The sequence below is a fragment of the Mitsuaria sp. 7 genome (assembly GCF_001653795.1).
GTDB lineage: Bacteria > Pseudomonadota > Gammaproteobacteria > Burkholderiales > Burkholderiaceae_C > Roseateles.
The window spans coordinates 3,359,483-3,384,063 of the sequence record NZ_CP011514.1; the positions used below are offsets into that span (position 1 = coordinate 3,359,483).

Sequence of the window (24,581 nt, forward strand, 5' to 3'; positions counted from 1 at the left end):
CGCGCCGCATCGCGCGGCACCACCGCGAGCGGCCCCATGGGCCGGCTCGCGGTGCGCGGACGCGCGTCAGCTCGGACGCTTCATCTGGCAGGACGTCGGCGTGCTGCTCACATACGCGTCGTAAGTCTTCACCGGCGCGAAGTTGAAGCCGGTGTTCTCCACGTTGTACGGATGCTTGGCGTCGACCTTCTCCCAGCGCGAGATGAAGATCGGCTGCTGCAGCTGGTGGTCGCCCTTGCGGATCTCGACGTCGCCGTTGAAGGACTTGAACTTCAGCCCTTCGAGCGCGGCGGCCACCTTCACCGGGTCGGTGCTCTTGGCCTTGGCCATCGCCGCACCCAGCGCCGAGTAGATGTGGATGATGCTGCCGGTGTAGAAGTCGTCGTTGAACTTGGCCTTGAACTCGTTGGCCCAGGTGTCCATCTGGCCGCCCATGTTGTTGTAGTTGTAGGCCGCCTGGTAGACGCGTCCCGCGCCCGCGGCGCCGATGGCCGTCGGCGTGCCGGTGACGCCGGCGTAGTAGGTGTAGAACTTGCCGTTGTAGCCGGCCTCCGAGGCCGCCTTCACCAGCAGCGCCAGGTCCGAGCCCCAGTTGCCGGTGATCACCGTGTCCGCGCCGCTGGCCTTGATCTTGGCGACGTAGGGCGCGAAGTCGCGCACCTGGGCCAGCGGGTGCAGGTCCTCGCCGACGATCTGCACGTCGGGGCGCTTGCGGGCCAGCCCTTCCTTGGCGTACTTCGCGACCTGGTGGCCGTGCGCGTAGTTCTGGTTGAGCAGGTAGACCTTCTTGACGTCGGCCTGGTCCTTCAGGAAGGTCGTGATCGCTTCCATCTTCATCGACGTGTCCGCGTCGAAGCGGAAGTGCCAGTAGCTGCACTTGCTGTTGGTCAGGTCCGGGTCCACGGCCGAGTGGTTGAGGTACACGACCTCCTTGCCGGGATTGCGCTCGTTGTGCTTGTTGACGGCGTCGATGATCGCCAGCGCCGCGCCCGAGCCGTTGCCCTGCGTCACGTAGCGCACGCCCTGGTCGATCGCGGACTTCAGCGCGTTGAGCGACTCCGCGGGGCTGAGCTTGTTGTCGATCGGGATGATCTCGAACTTCACGCCGGCCGGGTTGGTGGCGTTGAACTTCTCGGCGAAGAACTGGAAGGACTTCACCTGGTTCTGGCCCACCGGCGCCATCAGGCCCGACAGCGGATCGATCCAGGCGATCTTCACCGTCTCGCCTTTCTGCGCGTACGCGCCGGAGACGCCGAACAGGGCGCTCAGGGCGACGGCGGCGAGCACCGTGCGGCGGGGGGTGACGGTGGCCGAATGCTTGCGGGTCTGGTTCATGTCTGTCTCCGGAGATGTTGTTGATGTAGGACGCTGAACAGCAAGGAAATCGCAGGGATCCCGATGACGCGCGGGGTCGCGGGAAAGGCGGGGGCTCAGCAGCCCGGCAGCTTGTGGCCCTTGAACTGCTCGCGCAGCTTCAGCTTGAGCATCTTGCCGGTGGCGGTGTGCGGGATCTCGTCGACGAAGACGACGTCGTCGGGCACCTGCCACTTGGCGATCTTGCCCTCGTAGAAACCGATGACCGCCTCGCGCGTCAGCGCAGCACCCGCGTCGGTGGGCTTGCGCACGACGACGAGCAGCGGGCGTTCGTCCCACTTCGGATGGGCGACCGCGATGACGGCCGCCTCGTGCACGGCCGGATGCGCCATCGCGATGTTCTCGACGTCGATCGAGCTGATCCATTCGCCGCCGGACTTGATCACGTCCTTGCTGCGGTCGGTGATCTGCATGAAGCCGTCGGCATCGATCGCGGCGACGTCGCCGGTGGGGAACCAGAGGCCGGCGTCGCGGCCGTCCTCGCCGGTCACGCGGATCAGCGGCGAGCCGTCATGACCGAAGTAGCTGTCGATGACCCAGGGCCCGCGTACCACCAGGTTGCCCGAACTCTTGCCGTCCCACGGCAGCGCCTGGCCGCCGTCGTCGACGACGGCCATGTCCACGCCGTAGATCGCCTTGCCCTGCTTCTCGAGCAGGTGGCGCTGTTCTTCCTTCGGCAGTTCCAGCTGGCGGCTGCTGAGCCGCGACAGCGTGCCCAGCGGCGACATCTCCGTCATGCCCCAGGCATGGATCACGTCGACGCCGTAGTCGTCCATCAGCGTGCGCAGCATCGCCGGCGGGCAGGCGGAGCCGCCGATCACCGTGCGCTTGAAGGTCGAGAATTTCAGGCCGTTGGCGCCGACGTAGTTCAGCAGCCCCAGCCACACGGTGGGCACGCCGGCGCTGAAGGTGACCTTCTCCGTCTCGAAGAGCTCGTAGAGCGACTTGCCGTCCAGGTGCGGGCCCGGCAGCACCAGCTTGCAGCCGACCAGCGCGGTGCTGTACGGCAGGCCCCACGCGTTGACGTGGAACATGGGCACCACCGGCAGGATCACGTCGCGGCGCGAGGATGCCATCGCGTCCGGCAGCGCCGCGCCGTAGGCATGCAGCACCGAGCTGCGATGGCTGTACACCGCGCCCTTCGGATGACCGGTCGTGCCGCTCGTGTAGCAGATGCTCGAAGCGGTGTTCTCGTCGAACTCGGGCCAGACGTAGTTCCCGTCCTCCGCGTCCACGAGTTCCTCGTAGCAGCGCAGGTTCGGGATCGAGGACTCGGCCGGCATGTGGGCGCGGTCGCTCATCAGGATGAAGTGGCGCACCTGGCCGAGCTGCGGCGCGATCTTCTCGACCAGCGGCAGGAAGGTCAGGTCGAAGCACAGCGCGCGGTCGTCGGCGTCGCCGGAGATCCATGCGATCTGCTCGGGGAACAGGCGCGGGTTGATCGTGTGGCACACCAGGCCGGAGCCGGAGGTGCCGTAGTAGATCTCGAGGTGGCGATGGCCGTTCCAGGCCAGCGTGCCGACGCGCTCGCCGGGTTTCAGCCCGAGCCGCGCGAAGGCCTGCGCGAGCTGCCGGGCGCGGAACTCGACCGCGCCCCACGTGGTGCGATGCAGGTCGCCCTCGACCCGCTTGCTGACGATCTCGGTATCCCCGGAATGGCGTGCCGCATGCTGGATCAACGATGAGATCAGCAAGGGCATCGACATCATCTGGCCCATCAGTGCCATGTCGTCTCCTGGATATTGTTGCCAGCACCTCTCGGCTGCGGCACCGCGTGGAACGCGATCCCGCAAGCGCACGGGCGCCTTGATTTCGGCTGTTCGAGTCAGTCTATCGACCGCTCCGAGCGCCTCGCGTCACCCTAGTGACGCGGCGGCGTTTCAGGCATAGGGGATTACACGGGACCGTTGGGGGCGCAAGCTCTCTTGGCAGCGTCACGAAGCGATGCTCAGAATCGGTGCGTCCAGGCCCTCACATCGAAAAACCAGAACCCCAAGGAGACAACGATGCGGCTCAACGACCTTCCCCTGACCAGCAAGCTCAACGGCGCGATCGTGCTGTTGATCGTGGCGATGCTCGTGGTGGGCATGTTCACGCTCTGGCGCAGCGATCGCATCACGAGCGAGTCCAGCGCGGCCATCACCGCCGCGCAGGACATCATCCGCAAGTCCGTGCAATGGCAAGGCATGACGCAGACGGCGGTGGCGCGCAGCATGGCCAGCGCGATCAGTTCGGACCCGGCCGTGGGCGAACTCTTCAAGGCCAACATCGCCAACGACGCGCCCGAGGTCGCGAAGCTGCGCGAGCAGATTTCCGCCGAGGCCAAGCGGCCGGAGGACCAGGCCAAGCTCAAGGAGATCGTCGGTCTGGGGCAGACGCTGCTCGCGGCGAGCAAGAAGGCGCGCGAGGCGGGCGCATCGGGGGATTGGAGCGCCACCAGCCGCATCGTGCAGAACGAGTACGTGCCGTCGGTGAAGGTCTACCTCGAGGCGATCGGACAGTTCGTCGCGATGCAGGAAGACCATGCGCAGGAGGCACGTCAGGCCGCGGCCGACGCGCGCACCGCGCTGCGCTGGCAGGCGGGGCTGGGCGCCGTCGTCATCGCGGCGGTGGGGCTCTTCACCGCATGGCTGCTGAGTCGCGCGATCGTGACGCCGATGGCGCAGGCGGTGACGATCGCCGAGGCCGTGGCGGCCGGCGATCTCCGCTCGGAGATCCGCGTCAACAGCCGCGACGAGACCGGACAGCTGCTGGGCGCGCTGCAGCGGATGAACGAAAGCCTCACCCGCATCGTCGGTCAGGTGCGGATGAGCAGCGACTCGATCGCGACGGGCACCGGCGAGATCGCCAGCGGCAACGCCGACCTGTCGCAGCGGACCGAGGAACAGGCCTCGAACCTCGAGGAGACCGCGGCGTCGATGGAAGAGCTCACCGCGACGGTGAAGCAGAACGCCGACACCGCGCGCACGGCGACGCAGCTCGCGCAGACGGCTTCCACGGTGGCGGCCGAAGGCGGCCAGGCGGTGCAGCAGGTGGTGGCGGTGATGCGTCAGATCGACGAGAGCTCGCGCCGCATCACCGACATCATCGGCACCATCGACGGCATCGCGTTCCAGACCAACATCCTCGCATTGAACGCGGCCGTCGAGGCGGCGCGCGCGGGCGAGCAGGGACGCGGCTTCGCGGTCGTGGCCAGCGAGGTGCGCGCGCTCGCGCAGCGCAGCGCGGCGGCGGCCAAGGAGATCAAGACGCTGATCGTCGACAGCGGCGCCAAGGTCGAGGCCGGCACCCGCATCGCGGGCTCGGCGGGCGAGACGATGAATCAGATCGTCGACCAGGTGAAGCAGGTCTCGGTCCTCATCGCGGAGATCAGCAACGCGAGCGCCGAACAGAGCCAGGGCATCGGCCAGGTCGGCGACGCCATCACGCAACTGGATCAGGTCACGCAGCAGAACGCTGCGCTCGTCGAGGAAGCAGCCGCCGCGGCCGAGAGCCTCAAGCACCAGGCCGCTCAACTGAACCAGGCCGTCGCAGTGTTCAGACTCTGATCACCCGAAGTCCTCGGTAGCAAAACCGGGGAAGTGCGACAGTGGTTGGGGACGGCTGTGCTGGGGGTTTTGCCGCTCGCCGGCAAGGCCCCCTGCACTGGCGGCCAACGCACCAACGCCAGCAGTGTGTCGGTCGCTCCGGCTGCGGGAGCCGGGGGGCCGTCGGCTCATACGTCTCGCAGGCTCCACAAATCGCCGCCGGCCCCCCGGCTCCCTCCGCCTCCGAAGCGAGGACTTCGTCGAGGTGTCGTGCGGGGTGGGCGGCGGTGGATCAGAGTCGGCGGCCTTCGGGCAGCTCGATCTTCACTTCGAGGACTTCGAGGTCGTCCTGGCGTTCCATGTGGACCTTGATGTCGTCCGGGTTGATGGAGACGTACTTCGAGATAACCGCAAGCAGCTCGCGCTGCAATTGCGGCAGGTAGTCGGGGCTTGCGCCGCGACCGTTGCGTTCATGGGCGAGGATCAGCTGCAGGCGCTCCTTGGCGACGCTGGCGGTGCTTTTCTTCTCGCCCAGGAAGAAGGACATGAATCCCATGGTCTCTCCCTCGGGTGTCAGCGACTGAACAGACGCTTGAAGAAGCCCGGCTTCACGGCCTCGACGAAACGCATCGGCTTGTCTTCGCCCAGGAAACGGGCGATGACGTCGGTGTAGGCCTCGGCAACATCCGTTCCCTTCATGTGGATCGCCGGCAGGCCCTGGTTGGACGCCTGCAGCACCACTTCGCTCTCCGGGATCACGCCGATCAGCGGCGTGCGCAGGATCTCGTGGATGTCCTCGAGCGAGAGCATCTGACCGCCTTCGACCCGGTTGGGGTTGTAGCGCGTGATCAGCAGGTGTTCCTTGACGGGCTCCTTGCCTTCGATGGCGCGTTTGGTCTTGCTGTTGAGCATGCCCAGGATGCGGTCGCTGTCGCGCACCGAGGAGACCTCGGGGTTGGTCACGACCAGCGCCTCGTCGGCGTAGTGCATGGCCATCAGCGCGCCCGTCTCGATGCCGGCCGGCGAGTCGCAGACGATGAAGTCGAACTCCATCGCCTTGAGCTCTTCCAGCACGCGCTCGACGCCCTCCTGCTTCAGCGCGTCCTTGTCGCGCGTCTGCGAGGCCGCGAGGATGAAGAGCTTGTCCAGCTGCTTGTCCTTGATCAGCGCCTGGCTGAGCTTGATCTCGTCGTTGATGACGTTGATCAGGTCATACACGACGCGGCGCTCGCAACCCATGATCAGGTCGAGGTTGCGCAGGCCGACGTCGAAGTCGATGACGGCCGTCTTGTAGCCGCGCATCGCGAGGCCGGTGGCAAAGCTGGCACTGGTGGTGGTCTTGCCGACGCCGCCCTTGCCGGAAGTCACCACAACGATCTTGGTCATGGGGCTAGGTCCTTTTTTTCAGAGTGTTCGGTGGGAGATGGTCCGCGGGCTCAAGTGCCCAGCGGCTCCATCAGCAGCTTTTCGCCGTCGAGCCGGACCTGCGCCGCCTTGCCGCGCACGTTGTCCGGCAGCGGGTTCTCGCTGGTGCGGTAGATGCCGGCGATGGCGATCAGCTCGGCCTCGAGCTGCTGCGCGAAGATGCGTGCGTCGGTGTTGCCGCGCGCGCCCGCGATCGCCTTGCCGCGCAGCGGCGCGTAGACGTGGATGCTGCCGTCGGCGATCACCTCGGCGCCGTGGTTCACCGCCGCCAGCACGACCAGGTCGGCGCCCTTGGCGTAGACCTGCTGGCCGGAACGCAGCGGCTTGTCGACGTAGACGGTCCTGGTCTCCGTCGGCACCGGCACTTCCACCGGACGCTCGACGACGACTTCCTTGATCACCTGCTGGACGACCTTCTCGACGCGGGGCTCGCGCGATTCGCGCTCGGCGCGCACCGGCAGATCGGGCGCTTCGGCAAGACCCAGCGCCGTGGCCTGCGCCAGTTCCGCCGCGTTCGCGCCGACCACGCCGACGGGCTGCAGGCGGTGCCGACGCAGCAGCGGGAGCACCGCGGCGATGTCCACGCGGGCCACGGGCCCGGCCGCCTCGTCCGCCGTGGCCGTCGACGTGTCGGCCTCCAGGCTCAGTTGCCCCTGGCCGTCGATGGCCTGAGCCGGCTCGGCGCCCTGCTCCGCCAGCGCCACCACCGGCAGCTGGCTCAGGTCGAGCAGCAGCGGATCGTGGTGGAACGCGTCGGGCGTCTCACCCAGCTTGGCCTGGAGTTCCGCATCGAGCGCGGCCGGATCGGCCGTCTTCAGGACGAGGGCGAGCAGGCTCAGCGAGGCGCTCTTCAGTTCAAAAAGTTCCGGGGACTTGCCTGCGGCCGACCGCCCCGATGAATTGCCCGCCACTGCCTGGGTCATGTAAGAAATGAGGGATGCGTTTGCAAAGTCGCGATTTTAGCGGTGCGCCGAGGCCCTCCCTTTAGGGGCCTGCCCGGCCCGCACGGTGCCGCGACCCGTCAGGCGCCCATCGCGGACCTGTCATGTCCCATCGACGCGACGTCATGAAGTGGTCGCCAGTTGCCCATTTTTTGAGCAAACCACTGGAATACCGCTCGTGACAAGCACTTGCAAGCGTCATCTCCCGGTGACACACATGCTTGTCCACAGCCGCGGGGGATAGATCGTCCAGGCGGATGGACGACAGCGGTACCGTCGGGTCGCCTCTTCCGGCGTCATCGGAGGGTTGTCAACCCAAAATTCGAGGATGCGGGGCTTGACTTATCCCCATTCAGCCGCTCCACCGTCCTCGAGGACCCCACTGCTGCATCGCAGCTGCTCGTTTTCCCGTGACGTCGCTAAGTCATTGATTCATATAGCGCGATTTCGCTTGCCCGGAAATGAGGCACGGAACCTCGGAAGACCGTCGATCAAGGGTTTAGAGCAATCCCCGGCAGGTTTCCCACACAGTTATCCACAGTCTCGGTGGATAGCTTTCCGGGGTCTTTGAAATCAAGCATTTAGCGTCGGTGCTTGAACCGCAGGACGAGGTCGCACATCCCTCCGACGGGGTACCGAAGGGTGTCTGGGCGGTGCGACAGGCTCCCGGATCGTTACAAGTCCGGTCAGATCTGCCGATCCCGGGCTCGCCCGACCGTGCGAATGCCGTCATGAATGCACCAGGCCGCGTCACGAATCCGACATCCCGGGCGACCAGCGTTTGCGCACGCGGTGAAATCGTTGGCCGGCAAGGCCAAAGACAGGTGGGCAAGTCACGGGCCCGCTAGAGTCCCTCCTCTTTCCTTGTTCCCCGATGGTTGTGACGTGCCGGCCGAGCGCTGGTGAAAGGTTGACGATGGGCATCCGGTCCTGGTTCCGCAAGGAATGGTTTCTGCTGGCGCTGGTCGGCGCGGTGGCGCTGGCCAGCTTCTGGCCCGAACTGGGCCGCAGCGGCGGACTGCTCCGGCTGGAAGTGGTCAGCAACTGGGGCGTGGCGCTGGTGTTCTTCCTGACGGGGCTGGGACTGTCCGCCGCGGCGCTGCGCGACGGCGCGCTGAAGTGGAAGGTCCATGTGCTGGTGCAGCTCAGCACCTACGCGCTCTTCCCGTTGCTGTGGTGGGGCTTCAGCGCGCTGTTCAGCCGCTGGCTGCCGCAAGACCTGGCCCTGGGCTTCGCCTACCTCTGCGCGCTGCCGTCGACGATCTCGTCTTCCGTGGCCATGACGGTGCTGGCCCGGGGCAACGTGCCGGCCGCGATCTTCAACGCCAGCGTCTCCAGCCTGCTCGGCATCGTGCTGACGCCGCTGCTGGTCGCGCTGATGGCCGGCACCAGCGGCGCGACGCTGCCCTTCGGCGAAGCGGTCTGGAAACTGACCCAGCTGCTGCTGCTCCCGCTGGTCGCCGGTCAACTGCTGCGCCCGGTGCTGCTGGGCTTCTACACGCGCTACAAGTCGAAGATCACGCTGATCGACCGCTGGGTGATCATCCTGCTGGTGCTGTCGGCGTTCAGCGACTCGGTGGCCTCGGGCCTGTGGCGCGACCACGGCGCGGAGCTGCTGGTCAAGGCGGCCCTGGGCGCCGCGCTATTCCTGGCCGTCGTCATCGTGCTGAGCCGCCTGGCGGCCCGTGCGATGGGCCTGTCGGTCGAGGACGAGATCGCCGCGGTGTTCTGCGGCTCCAAGAAGACGCTGGCCTCCGGCGTGCCGATGGCCAAGCTGCTGTTCGGCGCGCATCCGGCGGTCGGCGTGATCGTCCTGCCCATCATGTTCTATCACCAGCTGCAGCTGATCCTGTGCTCCTGGCTCGCCCAGCGCTACGCCTCGCGCCCGACGACTCCTTCCGGCGCCTAAAATGGCCGGTTCCCCCCGCGTGACCGCACGGCCCATCCAGGCGCCGGGCGCGGGGAGAAGAACGCAGCTTCAAAAGCCGCCTCAAAGCAGCAACCCGAGCGCCATGACCCGCAAGATCTTCGTCACCACCGCCCTCCCGTACGCCAATGCGAATTTCCACATCGGCCACATCATGGAGTACACCCAGGCCGACATCTGGGTGCGCTTCCAGCGGATGCAGGGCAGCGAGGTGCACTTCGTCTGCGCCGACGACGCCCACGGCGCGCCGATCATGATCGCGGCCGAGAAGGCCGGGAAGAGCCCGCAGCAGTTCGTCGCCGACATCGCGTCGGGGCGCAAGCAGTACCTCGACGGCTTCCACATCAGCTTCGACAACTGGCACTCCACCGACGGCGCGGAGAATCACGAGCTGTCCAAGGAGATCTACCGCTCGCTGCGCGCCAACGAGCTGATCGCCGTGAAGACGATCGAGCAGTTCTTCGATCCGCAGAAGGCCATGTTCCTGCCCGACCGCTTCATCAAGGGCGAGTGCCCCAAGTGCGGCGCGAAGGACCAGTACGGCGACTCCTGCGAGGTCTGCGGCGCGGTCTACACGCCGACCGAACTGAAGAACCCGTTCTCGGTGCTGACCGGCGCGACGCCGGTGATGAAGAGCTCCGAGCACTACTTCTTCAAGCTGTCCGACCCGCGCTGCGTCGAGTTCCTCGAGCAATGGACGCAGGCGCCCGGCCGCCTGCAGCCGGAGGTGCTCAACAAGATCAAGGAATGGTTCGCCAAGGACGAGGACGGCAAGGGCGGCCTGGGCGACTGGGACATCAGCCGCGACGCGCCCTACTTCGGCATCGAGATCCCCGACGCGCCGGGCAAGTACTTCTACGTCTGGCTGGACGCGCCCATCGGCTACCTGGCCTCGCTGAAGAACTACTTCGCCAAGACCGGCCGCGACTTCGACGCGTTCATCCAGGACGAGTCCACCGAGCAGATCCATTTCATCGGCAAGGACATCACCTACTTCCACACGCTGTTCTGGCCCGCGATGCTGCACTTCAGCGGCCGCAAGACGCCCAACCATGTGTTCGTGCACGGTTTCCTGACCGTCAACGGCGGCGAGAAGATGTCCAAGAGCCGCGGCACCGGCCTGGATCCGCTGAAGTACCTGTCGCTGGGCATGAATCCGGAGTGGCTGCGCTACTACCTGGCCGCCAAGCTCAACAGCAAGGTCGAGGACGTCGACTTCAATCCGGAGGACTTCGTCGCCCGCGTCAATTCGGACCTGGTCGGCAAGTACATCAACATCGCCAGCCGCGCGGCAGGCTTCCTGTCCAAGCGCTTCGGCGGCCAGCTGTCGGCCGATGTGGGCGTCGAGGGCCGCGCGCTGCTCGACGGCCTGCGCGCGCACAAGGCGACGATCATCGAGCTGTACGAGACCCGCGAGTTCGGCAAGGCGCTGCGCGAGATCATGCTGCTGGCCGATCGCGTCAACGAGTACGTGGACCAGAACAAGCCCTGGGACCTCGCCAAGCTCGAAGGCAAGGACCAGGTCCTGCAGGACGTCTGCACTGTCTGCATCGAGGCCTTCCGCCTGCTGTCGATCTACCTGAAGCCGGTGCTGCCGGCGCTGGTGGCCAAGGTCGAGGCCTTCCTGCAGGTCGCGCCCATGACCTTCGTCGACGCCGACCGCGCCTTGGGCGCGCACAAGATCGGCGGCTATGAGCATCTGCTGCAGCGCGTCGATCCCAAGCTGCTGGAAGCGCTGTTCGAACCGCCCGCACCGCCCAAGGTGCTGCCCGGCGGCGAGGAACTCGCACCCGAGATCAAGATCGATGACTTCGCCAAGGTCGACCTGCGCATCGCGAAGATCGTCAAGGCGGAACTGGTCGACGGCTCGGACAAGCTCCTGCGCCTGACGCTGGACGTCGGCGAGGGCCGCCTGCGCAACGTGTTCAGCGGCATCCGCAGCGCCTATCAACCAGAGCAGCTCGAAGGGAAGCTGACGGTGATGGTCGCGAACCTGGCGCCGCGCAAGATGAAGTTCGGCGTGTCCGAAGGCATGGTGCTGGCCGCCAGCCACGCAGACGAGAAGGCGAACCCCGGCATTTTCGTGCTGGAACCTTTCCCGGGTGCACAACCCGGCATGCGTGTTCGCTGAGCACCGGCTCCGACGACACCGACCGCCTAGAATCCCCCCAGTTTTCGAACATTCGATCAAGAGGCCACCATGCCGTTTTTCTGGCAGAAATACGAATCCGAAGCCACCCAGTTCATCAACGAACTGAAGGCCAAGAAGCCCACGCTGGAAGCCGAGCAGCGCGCCGGCCGCGCCCTGCTGTGGGACCGCGAGCAGGACCGCCAGGCGCAAGCCGGCTACGACGACGCCCGCGTGTCGCAGCAGGCCTACGTCTATCAAACCAAGTCGGAATAAGGCGGACCGCGGCCCGCTCCGCCCTGCCGTCGGCCCCACCGTGGCTCTCCGCGTGAGCAACGCTGACGACACCCGCGACACCGCCCTGACGCTGCCGGACCCGCCGGCGGATCAGGGCGGCGACGCTTCCACGCCCGACACGGTCGACCACGTCGCCGTCGCACGGCTGTACGGCGAACCGCTGTTCGCCATGCCGCAGGATCTCTACATCCCGCCGGATGCGCTGGAGGTCTTCCTCGAGGCGTTCCAGGGGCCGCTGGACCTGCTGCTGTACCTGATCCGCAAGCAGAACTTCAACATCCTCGACATCCCGCTGGCCGAGGTGACACGGCAGTACCTGAGCTACGTCGAGCAGCTGCGCAAGCACAACCTCGAACTGGCCAGCGAGTACCTGCTGATGGCCGCGATGTTGATCGAGATCAAGTCGCGGATGCTGCTGCCGCCCAAGAAGACGGACGACGGCGGCGAGCCCGAAGATCCGCGCGCTGAACTGGTCCGCCGCCTGCTTGAATACGAGCAGATGAAGCAGGCCGCGCTGCGACTCGACCAGATGCCGGTGCTGGGGCGCGACTTCCTGCGGGCGCAGATCCACATCGAGCAGTCGCTGGCGCCGCGGCTGCCGGACGTGCACGTCGACGACCTGCGCGCAGCCTGGGCGGACCTGATGCGTCGCGCCAAGCTCAACCAGCATCACAAGATCTCACGCGAACAGCTGTCGGTGCGCGAGTACATGTCGCACCTGCTGCGCCGGTTGCAAGGCCAGCGCTTCGTGGAGTTCGAGGACCTGTTCGAGCTGGACAAGGGCTCGCAGGTGCTGGTCGTGTCCTTCATCGCGATGCTCGAACTGGCGCGGGAGCGCCTCGTCGAGATCACGCAGGCGGAAGCCTTCGCGCCGATCTACGTGCGGCTGGCCTACTCGCCCACCTGAGCGTCAGCGGAACGTGGTGAACGCGGCGTTCGGTTGCCGCTGGACCATCTGACCGACGGCCAGCACGGCCTGCGTGCGCGAGCTGACACCCAGCGCCTTCAGCACCGCGGCGACGTGGTCCTTGATCGTCTCGACCGACACGCCCAGTTCGCGCGCGATGATCTTGTTCGGCTTGCCTTGCAGCAGCAGCGCCAGCACGTCGGTCTGGCGCGGCGTCAGTTGCAGGCTTTCGAGACCGGCCGTGGTCTGGTAGCCCGCCTGGCTGGCCAGCGCCTGGACCTGATGCATCTTCGCGTTGCCCGTCGTCGCGTCGGCGATGGCGACCGGCTCCGGTTCCGGCGCCACGTCCGAGCCCAGCGACATCGGCGGCACGTAGATCCCGCCCGACATCACCAGCTTCAGCGCCTGCGCCAGCACGTCGTTGCTGGTGCGTTTGGGGATGAAGCCCATCGCGCCCTGGTCGATCGCGCGGATCACGTCGCTCGCGCGGTCGGAGGCGGAAATCACCACCACCGGCAGCGACGGGTATTGCGCGCGGAACTCTTCCAGCACGTCGAAACCGCTGGCGTCGCCCAGGTTCAGGTCCAGCAGCACCAGATCGAAGTCCTGACGGGACTTCAGCGTATCGCGCGCCTGAGCCGCACTGTCGGCGCCCAGCACCTGCACGTCTTCTCCGAGGCCTTGAATCACAGTCTGCAGCGCGGCCAGGATCAGCGGGTGGTCGTCGATCAGCAAAACCCTCACGGGCGTCTCTCCTTGGGTGGTCGGACTTCGACGAGGGGAGCCTCCCCACCGGCCATACCGAATGACTTTCGAATCAGGACGTGATCATAGGTGGGTGCTTCCGGGCCGGCACTCCCCCTTACGGTGGCATCTGAAACAGTAGAAAGTTCTATTGGCAAACTGAAGATTTTGTATTCGCACATCACGGTATCGACGTGTGAAGGCTGTCCGTCGAGTGTGTCGACGGATAACTGGCGCGTCGGAAATGATGAAAACGGCAGCTTCGGGCGATGGACGCCCAACCCTTTCGACGTCGCCGAGGCGACATCGGAGAGCGGTCGGCGCCGTCCGGTCAGCGGTATTGCCGCGTCAGCGATTCCGCGATGCAGACCGGCTTCCCGCCGGCCTCGCGTTCGACGGTCACCTCGACCATCATCTGCACGCCGCCCTCGACCGGCTCCAGACGCTTGAGCACGAAGCGTCCCCGCAACCGGCTCCCGACCGGCACCGGCGCAGGGAAGCGCACGCGGTCCAGACCGTAGTTGATGCCCATGCGCACCTCACTCACCCGGAAGGCGGTCTCGTAGAAGCGCGGCAGCAGGCTGAGCGTCAGGAAACCGTGCGCGATGGTGGCGCCGAAGGGCCCTTCGGCAGCGCGCGCCGGGTCGGTGTGGATCCACTGCTGGTCCTCGGTCGCGTCGGCGAAGGCCTGGATCCGCGACTGGTCCGTCGCGATCCAGTCGGACACGCCGATCTCCTGCCCCACGAGGGGCGTCAGGTCTTCCAGCTTCTCGAACATCCGCATCCCGGTCTCCTGTCGTTCTGAAGTCTTCAGCGCCGGCAGGCCCCGCCAAGAGGGGTGAGGGACGCAAGGGGTCAGTCCTTGCCGTCCTTCCCCTTCACCGGCTGATCCAGCCAGGCACAGAGTCTCTGCCACTGTTCCAGATCGCGGGCCACCCGGCCGGGGGCGATGTCCCAGAGCGTCAGGCCGCGGGCGGCCAGCTGCACGTAGTTCTGGGTGTCGCGCAGCTCGGCCAGCAGCGGCAGCCCGAGCTGCTCGATGAACTGGTGGAGCTGCTGCTGCGACAGCGTCCCTTCGCGCACCCGCATCGCCACCAGGCCGATGTCGAGCGCGCCCGACTTGCCGCGATCCTGGGCCGCATCTTGCAGCTCGCGCACGAAGTCGTATGTCGCCTGGATGTCAAAGAGGCTGGGCTGCAGCGGGATGACCACGCGATCCGCCACCTTGAGCGCCTGCGCCAGCTTCTTGCCGTGCAGGCCGGCGGGGGTGTCGAGCACCGCGTGCGACACGCCCTTGGGCGTGCGCAGCTGCTCGGCCGAGGCCAGTTCCCAGCCGCGGATCGCCGGCAGCGACGCGGGCCGCTGTGCGAGCCAGCGCGCCGAGGACTGCTGGCGGTCGATGTCGCCCAGCATGACCGCGCGGCCGCGATGGGCCAGGAATCCCGCGACGTTGCTCGCGAGCGTGCTCTTGCCGACCCCGCCCTTGGGGTTGGCGACCAGGATCACCGGCATGGCCTCTCCTCTCCTCGATGAGGTGCGCGCGATGTTATGCGATACCGCAAAATCCGCCGCCATGAGCGCTCCCTCTTCCATCCTCATCCTGGCCGCGCATCCGGACCTGGCCCATTCCCGCGTCACGCGGGCGATGCTGTCCGCCGCGCAAGGCCTGCCCAACGTCCGCGTGCGCGATCTCTATGCGCTGTACCCGGACTACTCGATCGACACGCACGCCGAGCAGGAGGCGCTGCGCGACGCCGGGATGCTGGTCTGGCTGCATCCGATGCACTGGTACGGCATGCCCGCGCTGATGAAGCTCTGGGTGGACGAGGTGCTGAGCGTGGGCTTCGCCTACGGTCAGACCGGCCACGCGCTGCACGGCAAGGAACTGTGGCTGGTGACCTCGGCCGGTGGGAGCGAGCACTCATACAGCGCGGAGGGCTACAACCGCCATCCGGTCGAGGACTTCCTGCTGCCCTATGCGCAGACGGCCGCGCTGTGCGGCATGCGATTCCTGCCGCCCCTGATCCTGCATGGCGCGCAAAAGGCATCGGCCGAACAGGTCCAGGCCCATGCGCAGGCCTTCGTCGAGGGTCTGCGCGCCCTGCCCGAGTGGTGCGAGCACCAGCCCGAGCCGGACCAGGAAACGGTCCCCGACGACGAGCGCCCCGTGCGCGAGGAAGGAGCGCCGGTCTGATGGATGTCTCCACTCCGATGAACGCGGCGTCCGCCGCGATGGCCGCCGCCTCCGCCGCGGTGACGGCGACCGAAGCCGCGGCACACGGCGCGCATGGCAACTGGCTGCTGACGCCGCTCGTGCTGCTGGCCGCCGCAGTGCTCGCGGTGCCGCTGGCGCGCGGGTTGAAGCTGGGATCGATCCTGGGCTACCTCGTGGCCGGCGTGCTGCTCGGGCCGCAGGTGCTGGGACTGATCAGCCAGCCGGCGACGGTGTTGGAGGTCGGCGAATTCGGCGTCGTGCTGATGATGTTCCTGGTCGGCCTGGAGCTCGAGCCCAAGCGGCTGTGGGCGATGCGCCGGCCGATCTTCGGCTGGGGCTCGGCGCAGATGCTGGGCTGCGCGGCGCTGCTGCTGATCCCGTCGTTCTTCCTCGACGCCGACTGGCATGCCGCCGTCATCGCGGCGCTGGGGCTGGCGATGTCGTCGACGGCGGTCGCGCTGGGCACGCTCAGCGAGAAGAACCTCGGCAACACGCGCGGCGGCCAGAGCGTCATCAGCGTCGCGCTGCTACAGGACATCGCCGCGATCCCGGTGCTGGCGCTGGTGCCCATCCTGGCCAGCCAGGGCCGGCCCGCGGCGGGGCACTCCGGCTACCGCATCTGGCTGGCGCTCGGCGCGCTGGTGCTGATCGTGCTCGGCGGACGGCTGCTGATGCGACCGCTGCTGCGCTGGATCGCGCGCAGCGGCACGCCGGAGATCTTCACCGCCGCCTCGCTGCTGCTGGTGCTGGCCGCGGCGATGCTGATGCAGAAGGTCGGTCTCTCGATGGCGCTGGGCGCGTTCGCGGCCGGCGTGCTGCTCGCCGAAAGCGAATACCGCCGCGCGCTCGAGGCCGACCTGGAGCCCTTCAAGGGCCTGCTGCTCGGGATGTTCTTCATCGCCGTGGGCATGGGCCTGGACCTCACCGTGCTGTGGCAGAAGCCCTTGGCCGTGCTCGGCCTGCTGGCCGCGTTGTGGCTGTGCAAGGGCCTCGTGCTGGCGGCGCTGGGCCGCGCGATGGGCCTGCCCAAGCCGGAGCGCGCGGTGTTCGTGATCCTGCTGGCGCAGGGCGGCGAGTTCGGCTTCGTCGTCTTCCAGCTTGCCGAGCAGGCCACGCTGCTCGACGCGGGTCAGCGCTCGGTCCTGGTGGCGGCGGTCGCGCTGTCGCTGGCGCTGACGCCGGCCCTGCTGGCCTGGGCGCAGCGGCGCGCCGGCCAGATCGAGCGCAAGTCCCCGCACGAGCTCACCGAGCAGCAGGAGTCCACGGTGATCATCGCGGGCTTCGGGCGCTACGGACAGATCATCGGGCGCATGCTCTTCGCCAACGGCATTGCGGCGACGGTCCTGGACCACGATGCCGACACCGTCGAATCGCTGCGGCGCTTCGGCTGGCGCGTGTTCTGGGGCGACGCGACGCGGCTGGAGCTGCTGCGCACCGCGGGCGCGCAGCACGCGCAGGTGCTCGTGCTGGCGGTCGACGACTTCAACCACAGCGTCAAGATCGCCGAGATCGCGCGGCAGCACTTCCCGCACCTGACGATCGTCGCGCGGGCGCGCAACGTGCAGCACTACTACGCGCTGCGCGAACTCGGCGTCGAACTGATCGAACGCGAGACGCTGGACTCCGCGCTGATGAGCGCGCGCAGCGTGCTCCAGCAACTGGGCTGGGAGCCGCACGCGGCGCGGCAGATGGCCTGGCGCTTCCGCCGCCACACCGTCGAGCAGACCGAGGAACTGCGCCCGCACCGCGGCGACCTGGACACGCTGATCGCGATGTCCAAGCGCGGTCGCGAGCAGTTGGAGGAGCGGCTGGCCGCGGAGCGCAAGGCGCTGGCGGAAGGCAAGGTCGGCAACCCGTGGCAGGAGCCGCATCTGGCGCCCGGCGCCGCGCCCGGTGCGGCACCCGGGACGGCACCAGGGACGGCACCAGGGACGGCACCAGGGACGGCACCGACCTCCTCCGAGCATCCCCTGCCCGGCAAGGCCTGACGAGGCCGGCGACAATCACGCGCTTATGTTTGCCCCTTCCCAACTCGAGGTCCGGCGCTTCTTCTGCCAGACCTTCCGCAAGTACCGCGACAAGCTGCCGCTGACGCCGATGGAGGCCATCGCCTCGGACTGGATCGAGCAGCACCCGGAATATCACGACGAACTCGCCGATGAGGTCGCCGCGCTCGCGGCGGTCTACACGGTCGAGGACGGCCGCACCAACCCGTTCCTGCACCTGTCCATGCACCTGAGCCTGATGGAGCAGCACCAGATCGACCAGCCGACGGGCGTGCGTCAGGCGCTGGACCTGCTGGCGGCCCGGCGCCAGTCGCTGCACGAGGCCCACCATGAAGCCATGGAGTGCCTGGGCGAGATGATCTGGACCTCGCAGCGCAGCGGCCTCCCGCCCGACGGCCACGTCTACCTGGACTGCCTGCGGCGCAAGGCGACGCGGACTCCGACCTGAAATGCAAAAGGCCACGCACTGCGTGGCCTTCGTCATTGGAGAGGAACCTGGCTCAGGCCTGGATCGCGCCACCCAGACCCGACTTGCGCTCGTTCTTGCCGGACGCGCCGTACAGACCGCTCGGCTCGCCGGGCATCAGCACATCGATGGCGCGGTCCAGCGCCGCGGTGGCGCGGGCCAGCGATTCACGCTGGGCGGCGACGCGGCCACCGGCTTGCATCAGACGGGTACGCAGTCCCTGCGGCACGGTGCCGGTGCGCGCGGCCGCGCTGAACTGCTCGATCGCCCGTGCCAGCGCCGCGTGCAGCGACGCCGCGTGCAGCTCGATCGCCTGCGAGTCGCGTCGATGCAGCGCGTCGCCCAGCAGGTTCAGGCAGCTTTCGACGTCCTGGAGCGGTTGCTCCAGGTCGACGGGGGTCGTGGTCAGAGGCGTGGCGGTCATGGGCGTCACCGGAAAAGCTGGGGTCGTGGCTCGCTACAGCTCAGCGTCTTGCGACGGAGCGGTTCAATGCGACTGCTGGGTGCGGCCCAGCATCTCGGACGCGTTGGCGATCAGCTTGTCGGCGATCGCGTCGGCGTTGATCTTGAACTCGCCCTTCTCGATCGCGCTGGCGATGCGGGAGACCTTCTCCGCGTCGAAGCTGCCGTCGTCCGAGCCGGGGCCCGAGATCAGGCTGCTGACCGTGCTCGACAGTTCGACCTTGGACCCCTCGTTCGAGGGGGCCGCGGCGCTGCCCTTGGCGGTCTTGGCACCGCCCTCGGTCGCGCCGGCAGCAGTGCCGCCGACTTTCGAGTAGGCATTGATGTCAGCGTTGTTACCGATCTTCATGGTGTTTCTCCATGGGCCCGAGAACTTCCGGAACCCTTCCATTAGCGGGTTTATCGACCCGCCTGGACAGAACTTGAGGGCCGCGCTTCACAAATTAGACAGATCTCTCGGTGAAGGGCATCACAGTACCACCTCCACCCGTCGTTCACCGATCGTACGCCCGGTGGCCATGCGGCCATTGTCGAAACGCACGCGGACATCCTGGCCTTCCAGCCCGACGCCCATCGCCTGGCCTTCGCCGGCGATCGCGTAACCATCACCGGTCGCCATGACCTGCACCCGGTCGCCCGGCTGCACCCATTGGCGCAGCTTCAGGTCCACGGAACGCAGTGCCTGGCCGGCCGCGACCGGTTTGGCCAGATGACGTCCGAGCCACGCTTCCGATTGTGTATAGATGGCGCCGGACTCACCGGCAATATCTACTTCGGCCAACCGGAAGTGTTCTTGAGTCAGGATGGTGCCGGTCGGCAGGTCCGCGGCCGCGACGAACGCCTGACCGTACACCTTGATCGTCAGCGGCAACGTCACGTTCCACTTGGTCACGCCGGCCACGCAGCGCAGGCCCAGACGGCTGCGGCCCCACATCCTGGTGCCGGGCGGCAGGTAGGGCTGGATCTGCGCGCAGGGCGCCAGGCGCAGGCGCGGGTCCAGCTTGCCGATCTCGATCTCCACGCGGGCCTGGTTGGGCGCCACCTGGCGGGCTCCGGCCATCGCCAGCGTCTGCAGGCGATCTTCCAGCGTCGCGTCCAGCGCGTTCAGGCCTGAGCCGCCGGGTTCGCTGATAGAGATATTGGGCGCCACGGCCACCTGCACCGGCGCCGCCGTCTGCGCGTCGGCCTCGTCCACCAGCCCGAACATCAGCCACACGGACATCAGCGCCCCCGCCAGCAGGGCGGGCAGCGCCTGCGCGTGGCGGGCATGGGTGGAGTGGCAGCTTTGCGGCATGGATCGGAACTGTACGGATCCGGGGCTCGCCAGTGGCTTCGAAATGCGCCGGGATCACCCGTCTTATCGCGCTCATGTTTTCGGACCTGCTGAACACAATGCTCGAACGTGACAGAAACGGGTGACAGGTCGTCCGAAGGAGAAACGTGATGCTGAACAAACTGACCGACGCGATGAATTTCCAGTCCCAGGCGCTGACCCTGCGGGCGGAGCGTCAGCGTCTGCTGGCCAGCAACATCGCCAACGCCGACACCCCGGGCTACCAGTCCAAGGACATGGACTTCGCCAAGGCGCTGCGCGCGGCGACCTCCCCGGCGGCCAGCCCGTCGGACTCCAACCAGACCTTGACGCAGCGCACGCAGAACGCGCTGCAGAGCAGCCTGAGTTCCATGACCAGCATGGACAGCAACACCGTCGACATGGACCGCGAGCGCGCCAGCTTCGCCGACAACACGGTGAAGTACGAGGCCTCGCTGCGATTCCTGAACGGCTCCATCCGCACCATGATGGATGCGATGAAGTCGCCGAACGCTTCCTGATCCGGGTAACGAGACAAGGAGCCCGTCATGTCGATGTTCAGCATCTTCCACATCAGCGGCAGCGCGGTCAGCGCGCAGAGCCAGCGCCTGAACGCGGTGGCCAGCAACATGGCCAACGCGGACACGGTCGCCGGCCCGGACGGCCAGGCGTACAAGGCACGCCAGGTCGTGTTCCAGAGCGTCCTGGCCCAGAACGGCACCGACCAGACCGACGTCGGCGTGCAGGTGGTGGGCGTCCAGGAGAACCAGACCCCCGGCCGCCGTATCCACGATCCGAGCCACCAGTTGGCCGACGCCGACGGCTACGTCACCTACAGCAACGTCAACAGCGTCGAGGAGATGGTCAACATGATCTCCGCCTCGCGCTCGTACCAGAACAACCTCGAAGTCATGGGCACCGCCAAGTCGCTGCTGCTCAAGACCCTGCAGATGGGCCAGGGCTGATCGCCCGCTCCCTTCCTGAACAACCGAACGGAACGCCCATCATGGATTTCACCGCCCTGAACGCCAACACGAAGACCGGCGCCGCCTCGAACACGGCCACCGCGAGCCCCACCGGCACGAGCGCGCAGGAGACCTCGGACCGCTTCCTGAAGCTGCTGGTCGCGCAGCTGCAGAACCAGGACCCGATGAACCCGATGGACAACGCCGCCGTCACCACGCAGATGGCGCAGATCCAGACCGTCACCGGCGTCAGCACGCTGAACAGCAGCATCCAGGGCCTGTCCAGCCAGTTCGGCCAGATGCAGGCGCTGCAGAGCGTGAGCCTGGTCGGCCGCGAGGTCACCGTGCCCGGCAACAAGGTGAACGTCGCCGACGGCAAGGCCACGATGAACTTCGATCTGGCCAGCGGCGCCGACGCGGTCAAGCTGGAGATCCTCAACGGCGCCGGCGAGGTGGTCTCCACGCAGGACCTCGGCAAGATGAAGAGCGGCATGCAGTCGTATACCTGGGACGCCTCCAAGGCGACCGAGACGACCAACCTGAGCTTCCGCATCACGGCGACCAACGCCAGCGCCCCGGTCACGGCGACCACCCTCACCCGCGACACGGTGCGCGCGGTGAACACGAGCGGCGCCACGCTGCAGCTCGAACTGAAGAATTCCGGCCTGGTCGATTACGACAAGGTCCGCTCGCTGGGCTGATCCCAGCAAACCCGCCCCCAGCCCAGCTCCCCAGCTTTACCCCGCAGATTCGCGCCTGAATCGCCCAAGGACACGACCATGAGCTTCCAACAAGGCCTCTCCGGACTGAACGCTTCCAGCAAGAACCTGGAAGTCATCGGCAACAACATCGCCAACTCGCAGACCTACGGCGCCAAGGCGTCGCGGGCCGAGTTCGCCGACATGTACGCGGCCTCGCTCAACGGCGCCGGCACCAGCGACGTCGGCATCGGCGTGCAGGTCCAGACGGTGGCCCAGCAGTTCACGCAGGGCAACATCTCGATCACCGAGAACCCGATGGACCTGGCGATCAACGGCGCCGGCTTCTTCCAGGTCTCCGACGGCAAGAGCCCGACGGTGTACACCCGCAACGGCCAGTTCAAGGTCGACAAGGACGGTAACATCGTCAACAACGAGCAGCTCAAGCTGATGGGCTACCCCGCGGACGCCAACGGCGTGATCCAGCCGGGTCTGGCGCAAGGCCTGAAGCTGCCCACGGGCGGCATCGACCCCAAGGTCACCAGCGACATCAAGATGGAGTTCAACCTGGACTCCCGCGCCGGCCCGACCGCCGCCTATGACCTGACCGATCCGGCCGACCCGAACTCGGCCAAGATCGACAAGACCGGCATCACGCTGAACGACCCGACCTCGTACAACAACGCGACGTCGATGACGGTGTACGACGCCAAGGGCCAGCCCACCGCGCTGACCATGTACTTCCAGCGCGCCAACAACGACGACGCCAACGGCAACACCGTCTGGAACGTCTACCTGACGGCCAACGGCAGCGCCGTGCAGTTCGACTCCGCGGGCAACCCGATCGAGACCGACAACGGCACGCCCAAGGGCAACCCGCTGACGCCGTTCACGCAGATGACCTTCCTGCCCACCGGCGGCAAGCCCGTCTCGCCCGGCCCGAGCGAGTTCCTGAACCTGAAGATCCCCGCCGGCGTGAACTCGCAAGGCGCCCCGACGCTGCCGATCCCGGCGCCGCCGGCCGACCCGTCCGATCCGTCGGTGCAGGGCATCAGCTTCGACCTGCGCTCGGCGACCGAGAACGGCTCCAACTTCGCCGTCACCGACCTGAACCAGAACGGCTACGCGCCGGGTCAGCTGGTCGGCATCAAGCTGGAAGACAACGGCATCGTCACCGCCCGTTATTCGAACGGCGAATCGAAGCCGGCCGGCCAGGTCGAGCTCGCCAACTTCCGCAACCCGCAGGGCCTGCAGCCGCTGGGCGGCAACGTCTGGGCGCGCACGAACTCGTCGGGCGATCCGGTCGTCGGCGTTCCCGGCGACGGCAACCTCGGTTCGCTGACCCCCGGCGCGCTGGAGGAATCCAACGTCGATCTGACCTCCGAGCTGGTGAACATGATGACCGCGCAGCGCGTCTACCAGGCCAACTCGCAGACCATCAAGACGCAGGACCAGGTCCTGCAGACGCTGGTCAATCTGCGCTGATCCCGGCGCAGCCGACCTGATCCCGCCCGTAGCCGATCGCTGAGGAGTTCCGATGGACCGCATGATCTACCTGTCGATGAGCGGCGCCCAGGCGGCGATGTCGCGCCAGGACGTGCTCTCCAACAACCTGGCCAACGCCAACAGCAACGGCTTCCGGGCCGAGCTGCAGGCGTTCCGGGCGGTGCCCATCCGCGGCGAGGGCGCGTCCACGCGCGCCTTCGCGCTGGAGACGACCACCGGCCACGACCTCAGCGCCGGCCCGATCACGACGACCGACCGCAACCTGGACGTCGCCATGAAGGGCAAGTCCTGGATGGCCGTGCAGGCGCTGGACGGCACCGAGGCCTACACCCGCGCCGGCTCGATGGACGTCGACCAGGACGGCGTGCTGCGCATGCGCAACGGCCTGCAGGTGCTGGGTGACGGCGGTCCGATCACCGTGCCGCCCAACTCGACGATCTCCATCGGCGACGACGGCACCGTGGTGGCCAAGGCCGACGGACAGCGTCCGGTCAACATCGGCAAGATCAAGCTGGTCACCGAGGACGGCCGTTTCACGCGCCGCGAGGACGGCCTGTTCATCGCCGACGGCGGCGATCCCATGCCCGCCGATCCCGCCGCCCGGCTGCAGTCGGGCGCCCTCGAGGGCTCCAACGTGAGCCCGGTCGAGACCATGGTCGGCATGATCGCCGCCGCCCGCCAGTTCGAGCAGCAGATGAAGATGCTGACGATCGCCCAGACCCACGGCCAGGCAGCCTCCAAGCTGCTGTCCGACAGCTGATCCGCCTGCTCACAGTTCGCAGTACGGAACCGCTTTAGCTACAGGATTCAGGAGACTTCAAATGCTTCGTTCGCTCTGGACCGCCAAGACCGGCATGGAAACCCAGCAGACCCAGCTGGACGTGATTTCCCACAACCTCGCCAACGTCTCGACCAACGGGTTCAAGAAGTCGCATGCGGTCTTCGAAGACCTGATGTACCAGACGCTGCGCCAGCCCGGCGCCAACAACACCGAGCAGACCACGCTGCCCACCGGCATGCAGGTCGGCCTGGGCTCGCGCGCGGTCGCCACCTCCCGCAGCCACTCGCAGGGCAGCCTGACGCAGACGTCCAACTACCTGGACGTCGCCGTCAAGGGCAACGGTTTCTTCCAGGTCCAGATGCCCGACGGCACGACGGCCTACACCCGTGACGGCAGCTTCCAGCTGGACGCCAACGGCCAGGTCGTCACCAACAACGGCAACACCGTGCTGCCGGGGATCATCGTCCCGGCCGACGCCAAGTCCCTGACCATAGGCGCCGACGGCACGGTGAGCGTCACCACCGCCGCCAGCGCCACGCCGACGACGCTGGGCCAGCTGCAGCTGGCGAACTTCATCAACCCGCCGGGGCTGGAGTCGCTGGGCGGCAACCTGTACGCCGAGACGGTCGCCTCCGGCACGCCGCAGACCGGCGCCCCCGGCCAGAACAGCCTGGGCACGGTGCAGCAGGGCTTCGTCGAAACCTCGAACGTCAACGTCGTCGAGGAACTCGTCCAGATGATCCAGACGCAGCGCGCCTACGAGATGAACTCGAAGGCGATCACCACCACCGACCAGATGCTCCAGAAGCTGTCGCAGATCTGACCGGACTGAGGGGCTCACTTCGGTCGATCGGGCGCGCATCGCCCGGGCGACGATGAGGGTTCCATCGTCCAGATCCC

General features: G+C 67.1%; 25 protein-coding genes. 14 read left to right on the top strand and 11 right to left on the bottom strand.

Features of this window, described 5'->3' with window-relative positions; genetic code table 11:
* Positions 1-66: 66 nt before the first annotated feature.
* Both ABE85_RS14700 and ABE85_RS14705 read right to left on the bottom strand, forming a co-directional pair.
* Positions 67-1,335 carry a branched-chain amino acid ABC transporter substrate-binding protein gene (locus ABE85_RS14700; protein ID WP_067275962.1) on the bottom strand — a complete coding sequence of 423 codons (1,269 nt, stop codon included), beginning with the start codon at positions 1,333-1,335 and terminating at the stop codon, positions 67-69.
* Positions 1,336-1,430: 95 nt separating this feature from the next.
* A complete protein-coding gene (locus ABE85_RS14705) occupies positions 1,431-3,101 on the bottom strand; it encodes a 3-(methylthio)propionyl-CoA ligase (RefSeq protein WP_067275965.1) in 1,671 nt (556 codons plus the stop codon).
* A 279-nt stretch (positions 3,102-3,380) separates the two neighbouring features.
* Between ABE85_RS14705 and ABE85_RS28750 the strand changes: the two genes are divergently transcribed.
* Positions 3,381-4,922: a methyl-accepting chemotaxis protein gene (locus tag ABE85_RS28750; RefSeq protein ID WP_067275969.1), complete on the top strand. Its 1,542-nt coding sequence runs from the start codon at positions 3,381-3,383 to the stop codon at positions 4,920-4,922.
* Between the two features lie 271 nt (positions 4,923-5,193).
* Here ABE85_RS28750 and minE read toward each other — a convergent pair whose 3' ends face one another.
* From minE to minC, 3 genes are read right to left on the bottom strand one after another with little or no spacing between them, the layout of a single operon-like run.
* On the bottom strand, positions 5,194-5,457 hold the full coding sequence (gene minE, locus ABE85_RS14715) for a cell division topological specificity factor MinE (RefSeq protein WP_067275972.1): 264 nt from the start codon (positions 5,455-5,457) through the stop codon (positions 5,194-5,196).
* A gap of 17 nt (positions 5,458-5,474) precedes the next feature.
* Positions 5,475-6,287, bottom strand: coding sequence for a septum site-determining protein MinD (gene minD, locus ABE85_RS14720; protein WP_067275975.1), 813 nt, complete (start codon positions 6,285-6,287; stop codon positions 5,475-5,477).
* Positions 6,288-6,337: 50 nt separating this feature from the next.
* Positions 6,338-7,249 (bottom strand): septum site-determining protein MinC, encoded by a 912-nt coding sequence (gene minC / locus ABE85_RS14725; RefSeq protein ID WP_082938626.1) that lies wholly within the window; start codon positions 7,247-7,249, stop codon positions 6,338-6,340.
* Positions 7,250-8,183: 934 nt separating this feature from the next.
* Here minC and ABE85_RS14730 point away from each other — a divergent pair.
* The 4 genes from ABE85_RS14730 (at position 8,184) to ABE85_RS14745 (ending at position 12,526) form a co-directional block, all read left to right on the top strand.
* A complete protein-coding gene (locus ABE85_RS14730; RefSeq protein ID WP_067275978.1) occupies positions 8,184-9,176 on the top strand; it encodes a bile acid:sodium symporter family protein in 993 nt (330 codons plus the stop codon).
* Positions 9,177-9,279: 103 nt separating this feature from the next.
* A complete protein-coding gene (gene metG / locus ABE85_RS14735; protein WP_067275981.1) occupies positions 9,280-11,325 on the top strand; it encodes a methionine--tRNA ligase in 2,046 nt (681 codons plus the stop codon).
* Positions 11,326-11,394: 69 nt separating this feature from the next.
* On the top strand, positions 11,395-11,598 hold the full coding sequence (locus ABE85_RS14740) for a DUF3460 family protein (protein WP_067275983.1): 204 nt from the start codon (positions 11,395-11,397) through the stop codon (positions 11,596-11,598).
* A gap of 85 nt (positions 11,599-11,683) precedes the next feature.
* Positions 11,684-12,526, top strand: coding sequence for a ScpA family protein (locus ABE85_RS14745; protein WP_067282780.1), 843 nt, complete (start codon positions 11,684-11,686; stop codon positions 12,524-12,526).
* A gap of 3 nt (positions 12,527-12,529) precedes the next feature.
* On the opposite strand, the gene ABE85_RS14750 is transcribed toward ABE85_RS14745, so the two are convergent.
* The 3 genes from ABE85_RS14750 to ABE85_RS14760 form a co-directional block, all read right to left on the bottom strand.
* On the bottom strand, positions 12,530-13,270 hold the full coding sequence (locus ABE85_RS14750; protein WP_067275986.1) for a response regulator transcription factor: 741 nt from the start codon (positions 13,268-13,270) through the stop codon (positions 12,530-12,532).
* A gap of 331 nt (positions 13,271-13,601) precedes the next feature.
* The gene (locus tag ABE85_RS14755; RefSeq protein ID WP_067275989.1) at positions 13,602-14,054 is read right to left on the bottom strand and encodes a MaoC family dehydratase; all 453 of its coding nucleotides are present in this window, start codon (positions 14,052-14,054) and stop codon (positions 13,602-13,604) included.
* 71 nt (positions 14,055-14,125) lie between these two features.
* Positions 14,126-14,782, bottom strand: a complete 657-nt coding sequence (locus ABE85_RS14760; RefSeq protein WP_067275993.1) for a ParA family protein — start codon at positions 14,780-14,782, stop codon at positions 14,126-14,128.
* Positions 14,783-14,843: 61 nt separating this feature from the next.
* On the opposite strand from ABE85_RS14760, the gene ABE85_RS14765 reads away from it, so the two are divergent.
* From ABE85_RS14765 to ABE85_RS14775, 3 genes are read left to right on the top strand one after another with little or no spacing between them, the layout of a single operon-like run.
* Positions 14,844-15,464, top strand: a complete 621-nt coding sequence (locus ABE85_RS14765; protein WP_067275997.1) for an NAD(P)H-dependent oxidoreductase — start codon at positions 14,844-14,846, stop codon at positions 15,462-15,464.
* A complete protein-coding gene (gene kefC / locus ABE85_RS14770) occupies positions 15,464-17,473 on the top strand; it encodes a glutathione-regulated potassium-efflux system protein KefC (RefSeq protein WP_231993095.1) in 2,010 nt (669 codons plus the stop codon). The genes ABE85_RS14765 and kefC overlap by 1 nt, the downstream gene beginning before the upstream one ends.
* Positions 17,474-17,498: 25 nt before the next feature.
* Complete coding sequence (locus ABE85_RS14775; protein ID WP_067276004.1) at positions 17,499-17,939, top strand: DUF1841 family protein; 441 nt, start codon at positions 17,499-17,501, stop codon at positions 17,937-17,939.
* 52 nt (positions 17,940-17,991) lie between these two features.
* On the opposite strand, the gene ABE85_RS14780 is transcribed toward ABE85_RS14775, so the two are convergent.
* The 3 genes from ABE85_RS14780 to flgA all read right to left on the bottom strand — a co-directional run bounded on the left by ABE85_RS14780 (position 17,992) and on the right by flgA (position 19,713).
* Positions 17,992-18,381 carry a hypothetical protein gene (locus tag ABE85_RS14780; RefSeq protein WP_067276007.1) on the bottom strand — a complete coding sequence of 130 codons (390 nt, stop codon included), beginning with the start codon at positions 18,379-18,381 and terminating at the stop codon, positions 17,992-17,994.
* A gap of 63 nt (positions 18,382-18,444) precedes the next feature.
* Entirely contained in the window at positions 18,445-18,768 is a 324-nt protein-coding gene (flgM, locus tag ABE85_RS14785) for a flagellar biosynthesis anti-sigma factor FlgM (protein WP_067276011.1), read from the bottom strand.
* Positions 18,769-18,888: 120 nt separating this feature from the next.
* Positions 18,889-19,713 (bottom strand): flagellar basal body P-ring formation chaperone FlgA, encoded by an 825-nt coding sequence (gene flgA, locus ABE85_RS14790; RefSeq protein WP_067276014.1) that lies wholly within the window; start codon positions 19,711-19,713, stop codon positions 18,889-18,891.
* 149 nt (positions 19,714-19,862) lie between these two features.
* Between flgA and flgB the strand changes: the two genes are divergently transcribed.
* The 6 genes from flgB to flgG all read left to right on the top strand — a co-directional run bounded on the left by flgB (position 19,863) and on the right by flgG (position 24,504).
* Entirely contained in the window at positions 19,863-20,252 is a 390-nt protein-coding gene (gene flgB, locus ABE85_RS14795; protein WP_067276017.1) for a flagellar basal body rod protein FlgB, read from the top strand.
* Between the two features lie 27 nt (positions 20,253-20,279).
* Complete coding sequence (flgC, locus tag ABE85_RS14800; protein ID WP_067276020.1) at positions 20,280-20,696, top strand: flagellar basal body rod protein FlgC; 417 nt, start codon at positions 20,280-20,282, stop codon at positions 20,694-20,696.
* A gap of 41 nt (positions 20,697-20,737) precedes the next feature.
* Positions 20,738-21,397 carry a flagellar hook assembly protein FlgD gene (locus tag ABE85_RS14805; protein WP_067276023.1) on the top strand — a complete coding sequence of 220 codons (660 nt, stop codon included), beginning with the start codon at positions 20,738-20,740 and terminating at the stop codon, positions 21,395-21,397.
* A gap of 78 nt (positions 21,398-21,475) precedes the next feature.
* Complete coding sequence (gene flgE / locus ABE85_RS14810; RefSeq protein ID WP_067276026.1) at positions 21,476-22,879, top strand: flagellar hook protein FlgE; 1,404 nt, start codon at positions 21,476-21,478, stop codon at positions 22,877-22,879.
* 52 nt (positions 22,880-22,931) lie between these two features.
* Positions 22,932-23,660 carry a flagellar basal-body rod protein FlgF gene (gene flgF / locus ABE85_RS14815; protein WP_067276029.1) on the top strand — a complete coding sequence of 243 codons (729 nt, stop codon included), beginning with the start codon at positions 22,932-22,934 and terminating at the stop codon, positions 23,658-23,660.
* A 61-nt stretch (positions 23,661-23,721) separates the two neighbouring features.
* Positions 23,722-24,504: a flagellar basal-body rod protein FlgG gene (gene flgG, locus ABE85_RS14820; RefSeq protein ID WP_067276032.1), complete on the top strand. Its 783-nt coding sequence runs from the start codon at positions 23,722-23,724 to the stop codon at positions 24,502-24,504.
* Positions 24,505-24,581 lie beyond the last annotated feature (77 nt).

Coding starts and splice junctions, on each gene's coding strand:
- ABE85_RS14730 (WP_067275978.1), top strand. CDS start 8,184: ATGGGCATCCGGTCCTGGTTCCGCAAGGAATGGTTTCTGCTGGCGCTG.
- flgE (WP_067276026.1), top strand. CDS start 21,476: ATGAGCTTCCAACAAGGCCTCTCCGGACTGAACGCTTCCAGCAAGAAC.
- flgM (WP_067276011.1), bottom strand. CDS start 18,768: ATGAAGATCGGTAACAACGCTGACATCAATGCCTACTCGAAAGTCGGC.
- flgC (WP_067276020.1), top strand. CDS start 20,280: ATGTCGATGTTCAGCATCTTCCACATCAGCGGCAGCGCGGTCAGCGCG.
- flgA (WP_067276014.1), bottom strand. CDS start 19,713: ATGCCGCAAAGCTGCCACTCCACCCATGCCCGCCACGCGCAGGCGCTG.
- ABE85_RS14740 (WP_067275983.1), top strand. CDS start 11,395: ATGCCGTTTTTCTGGCAGAAATACGAATCCGAAGCCACCCAGTTCATC.
- flgG (WP_067276032.1), top strand. CDS start 23,722: ATGCTTCGTTCGCTCTGGACCGCCAAGACCGGCATGGAAACCCAGCAG.
- ABE85_RS14760 (WP_067275993.1), bottom strand. CDS start 14,782: ATGCCGGTGATCCTGGTCGCCAACCCCAAGGGCGGGGTCGGCAAGAGC.
- ABE85_RS28750 (WP_067275969.1), top strand. CDS start 3,381: ATGCGGCTCAACGACCTTCCCCTGACCAGCAAGCTCAACGGCGCGATC.
- metG (WP_067275981.1), top strand. CDS start 9,280: ATGACCCGCAAGATCTTCGTCACCACCGCCCTCCCGTACGCCAATGCG.
- ABE85_RS14805 (WP_067276023.1), top strand. CDS start 20,738: ATGGATTTCACCGCCCTGAACGCCAACACGAAGACCGGCGCCGCCTCG.
- ABE85_RS14700 (WP_067275962.1), bottom strand. CDS start 1,335: ATGAACCAGACCCGCAAGCATTCGGCCACCGTCACCCCCCGCCGCACG.
- minE (WP_067275972.1), bottom strand. CDS start 5,457: ATGGGATTCATGTCCTTCTTCCTGGGCGAGAAGAAAAGCACCGCCAGC.
- ABE85_RS14780 (WP_067276007.1), bottom strand. CDS start 18,381: ATGACCGCCACGCCTCTGACCACGACCCCCGTCGACCTGGAGCAACCG.
- ABE85_RS14775 (WP_067276004.1), top strand. CDS start 17,499: ATGTTTGCCCCTTCCCAACTCGAGGTCCGGCGCTTCTTCTGCCAGACC.
- ABE85_RS14765 (WP_067275997.1), top strand. CDS start 14,844: ATGAGCGCTCCCTCTTCCATCCTCATCCTGGCCGCGCATCCGGACCTG.
- minC (WP_082938626.1), bottom strand. CDS start 7,249: ATGACCCAGGCAGTGGCGGGCAATTCATCGGGGCGGTCGGCCGCAGGC.
- ABE85_RS14705 (WP_067275965.1), bottom strand. CDS start 3,101: ATGGCACTGATGGGCCAGATGATGTCGATGCCCTTGCTGATCTCATCG.
- ABE85_RS14755 (WP_067275989.1), bottom strand. CDS start 14,054: ATGCGGATGTTCGAGAAGCTGGAAGACCTGACGCCCCTCGTGGGGCAG.
- flgB (WP_067276017.1), top strand. CDS start 19,863: ATGCTGAACAAACTGACCGACGCGATGAATTTCCAGTCCCAGGCGCTG.
- kefC (WP_231993095.1), top strand. CDS start 15,464: ATGGATGTCTCCACTCCGATGAACGCGGCGTCCGCCGCGATGGCCGCC.
- minD (WP_067275975.1), bottom strand. CDS start 6,287: ATGACCAAGATCGTTGTGGTGACTTCCGGCAAGGGCGGCGTCGGCAAG.
- flgF (WP_067276029.1), top strand. CDS start 22,932: ATGGACCGCATGATCTACCTGTCGATGAGCGGCGCCCAGGCGGCGATG.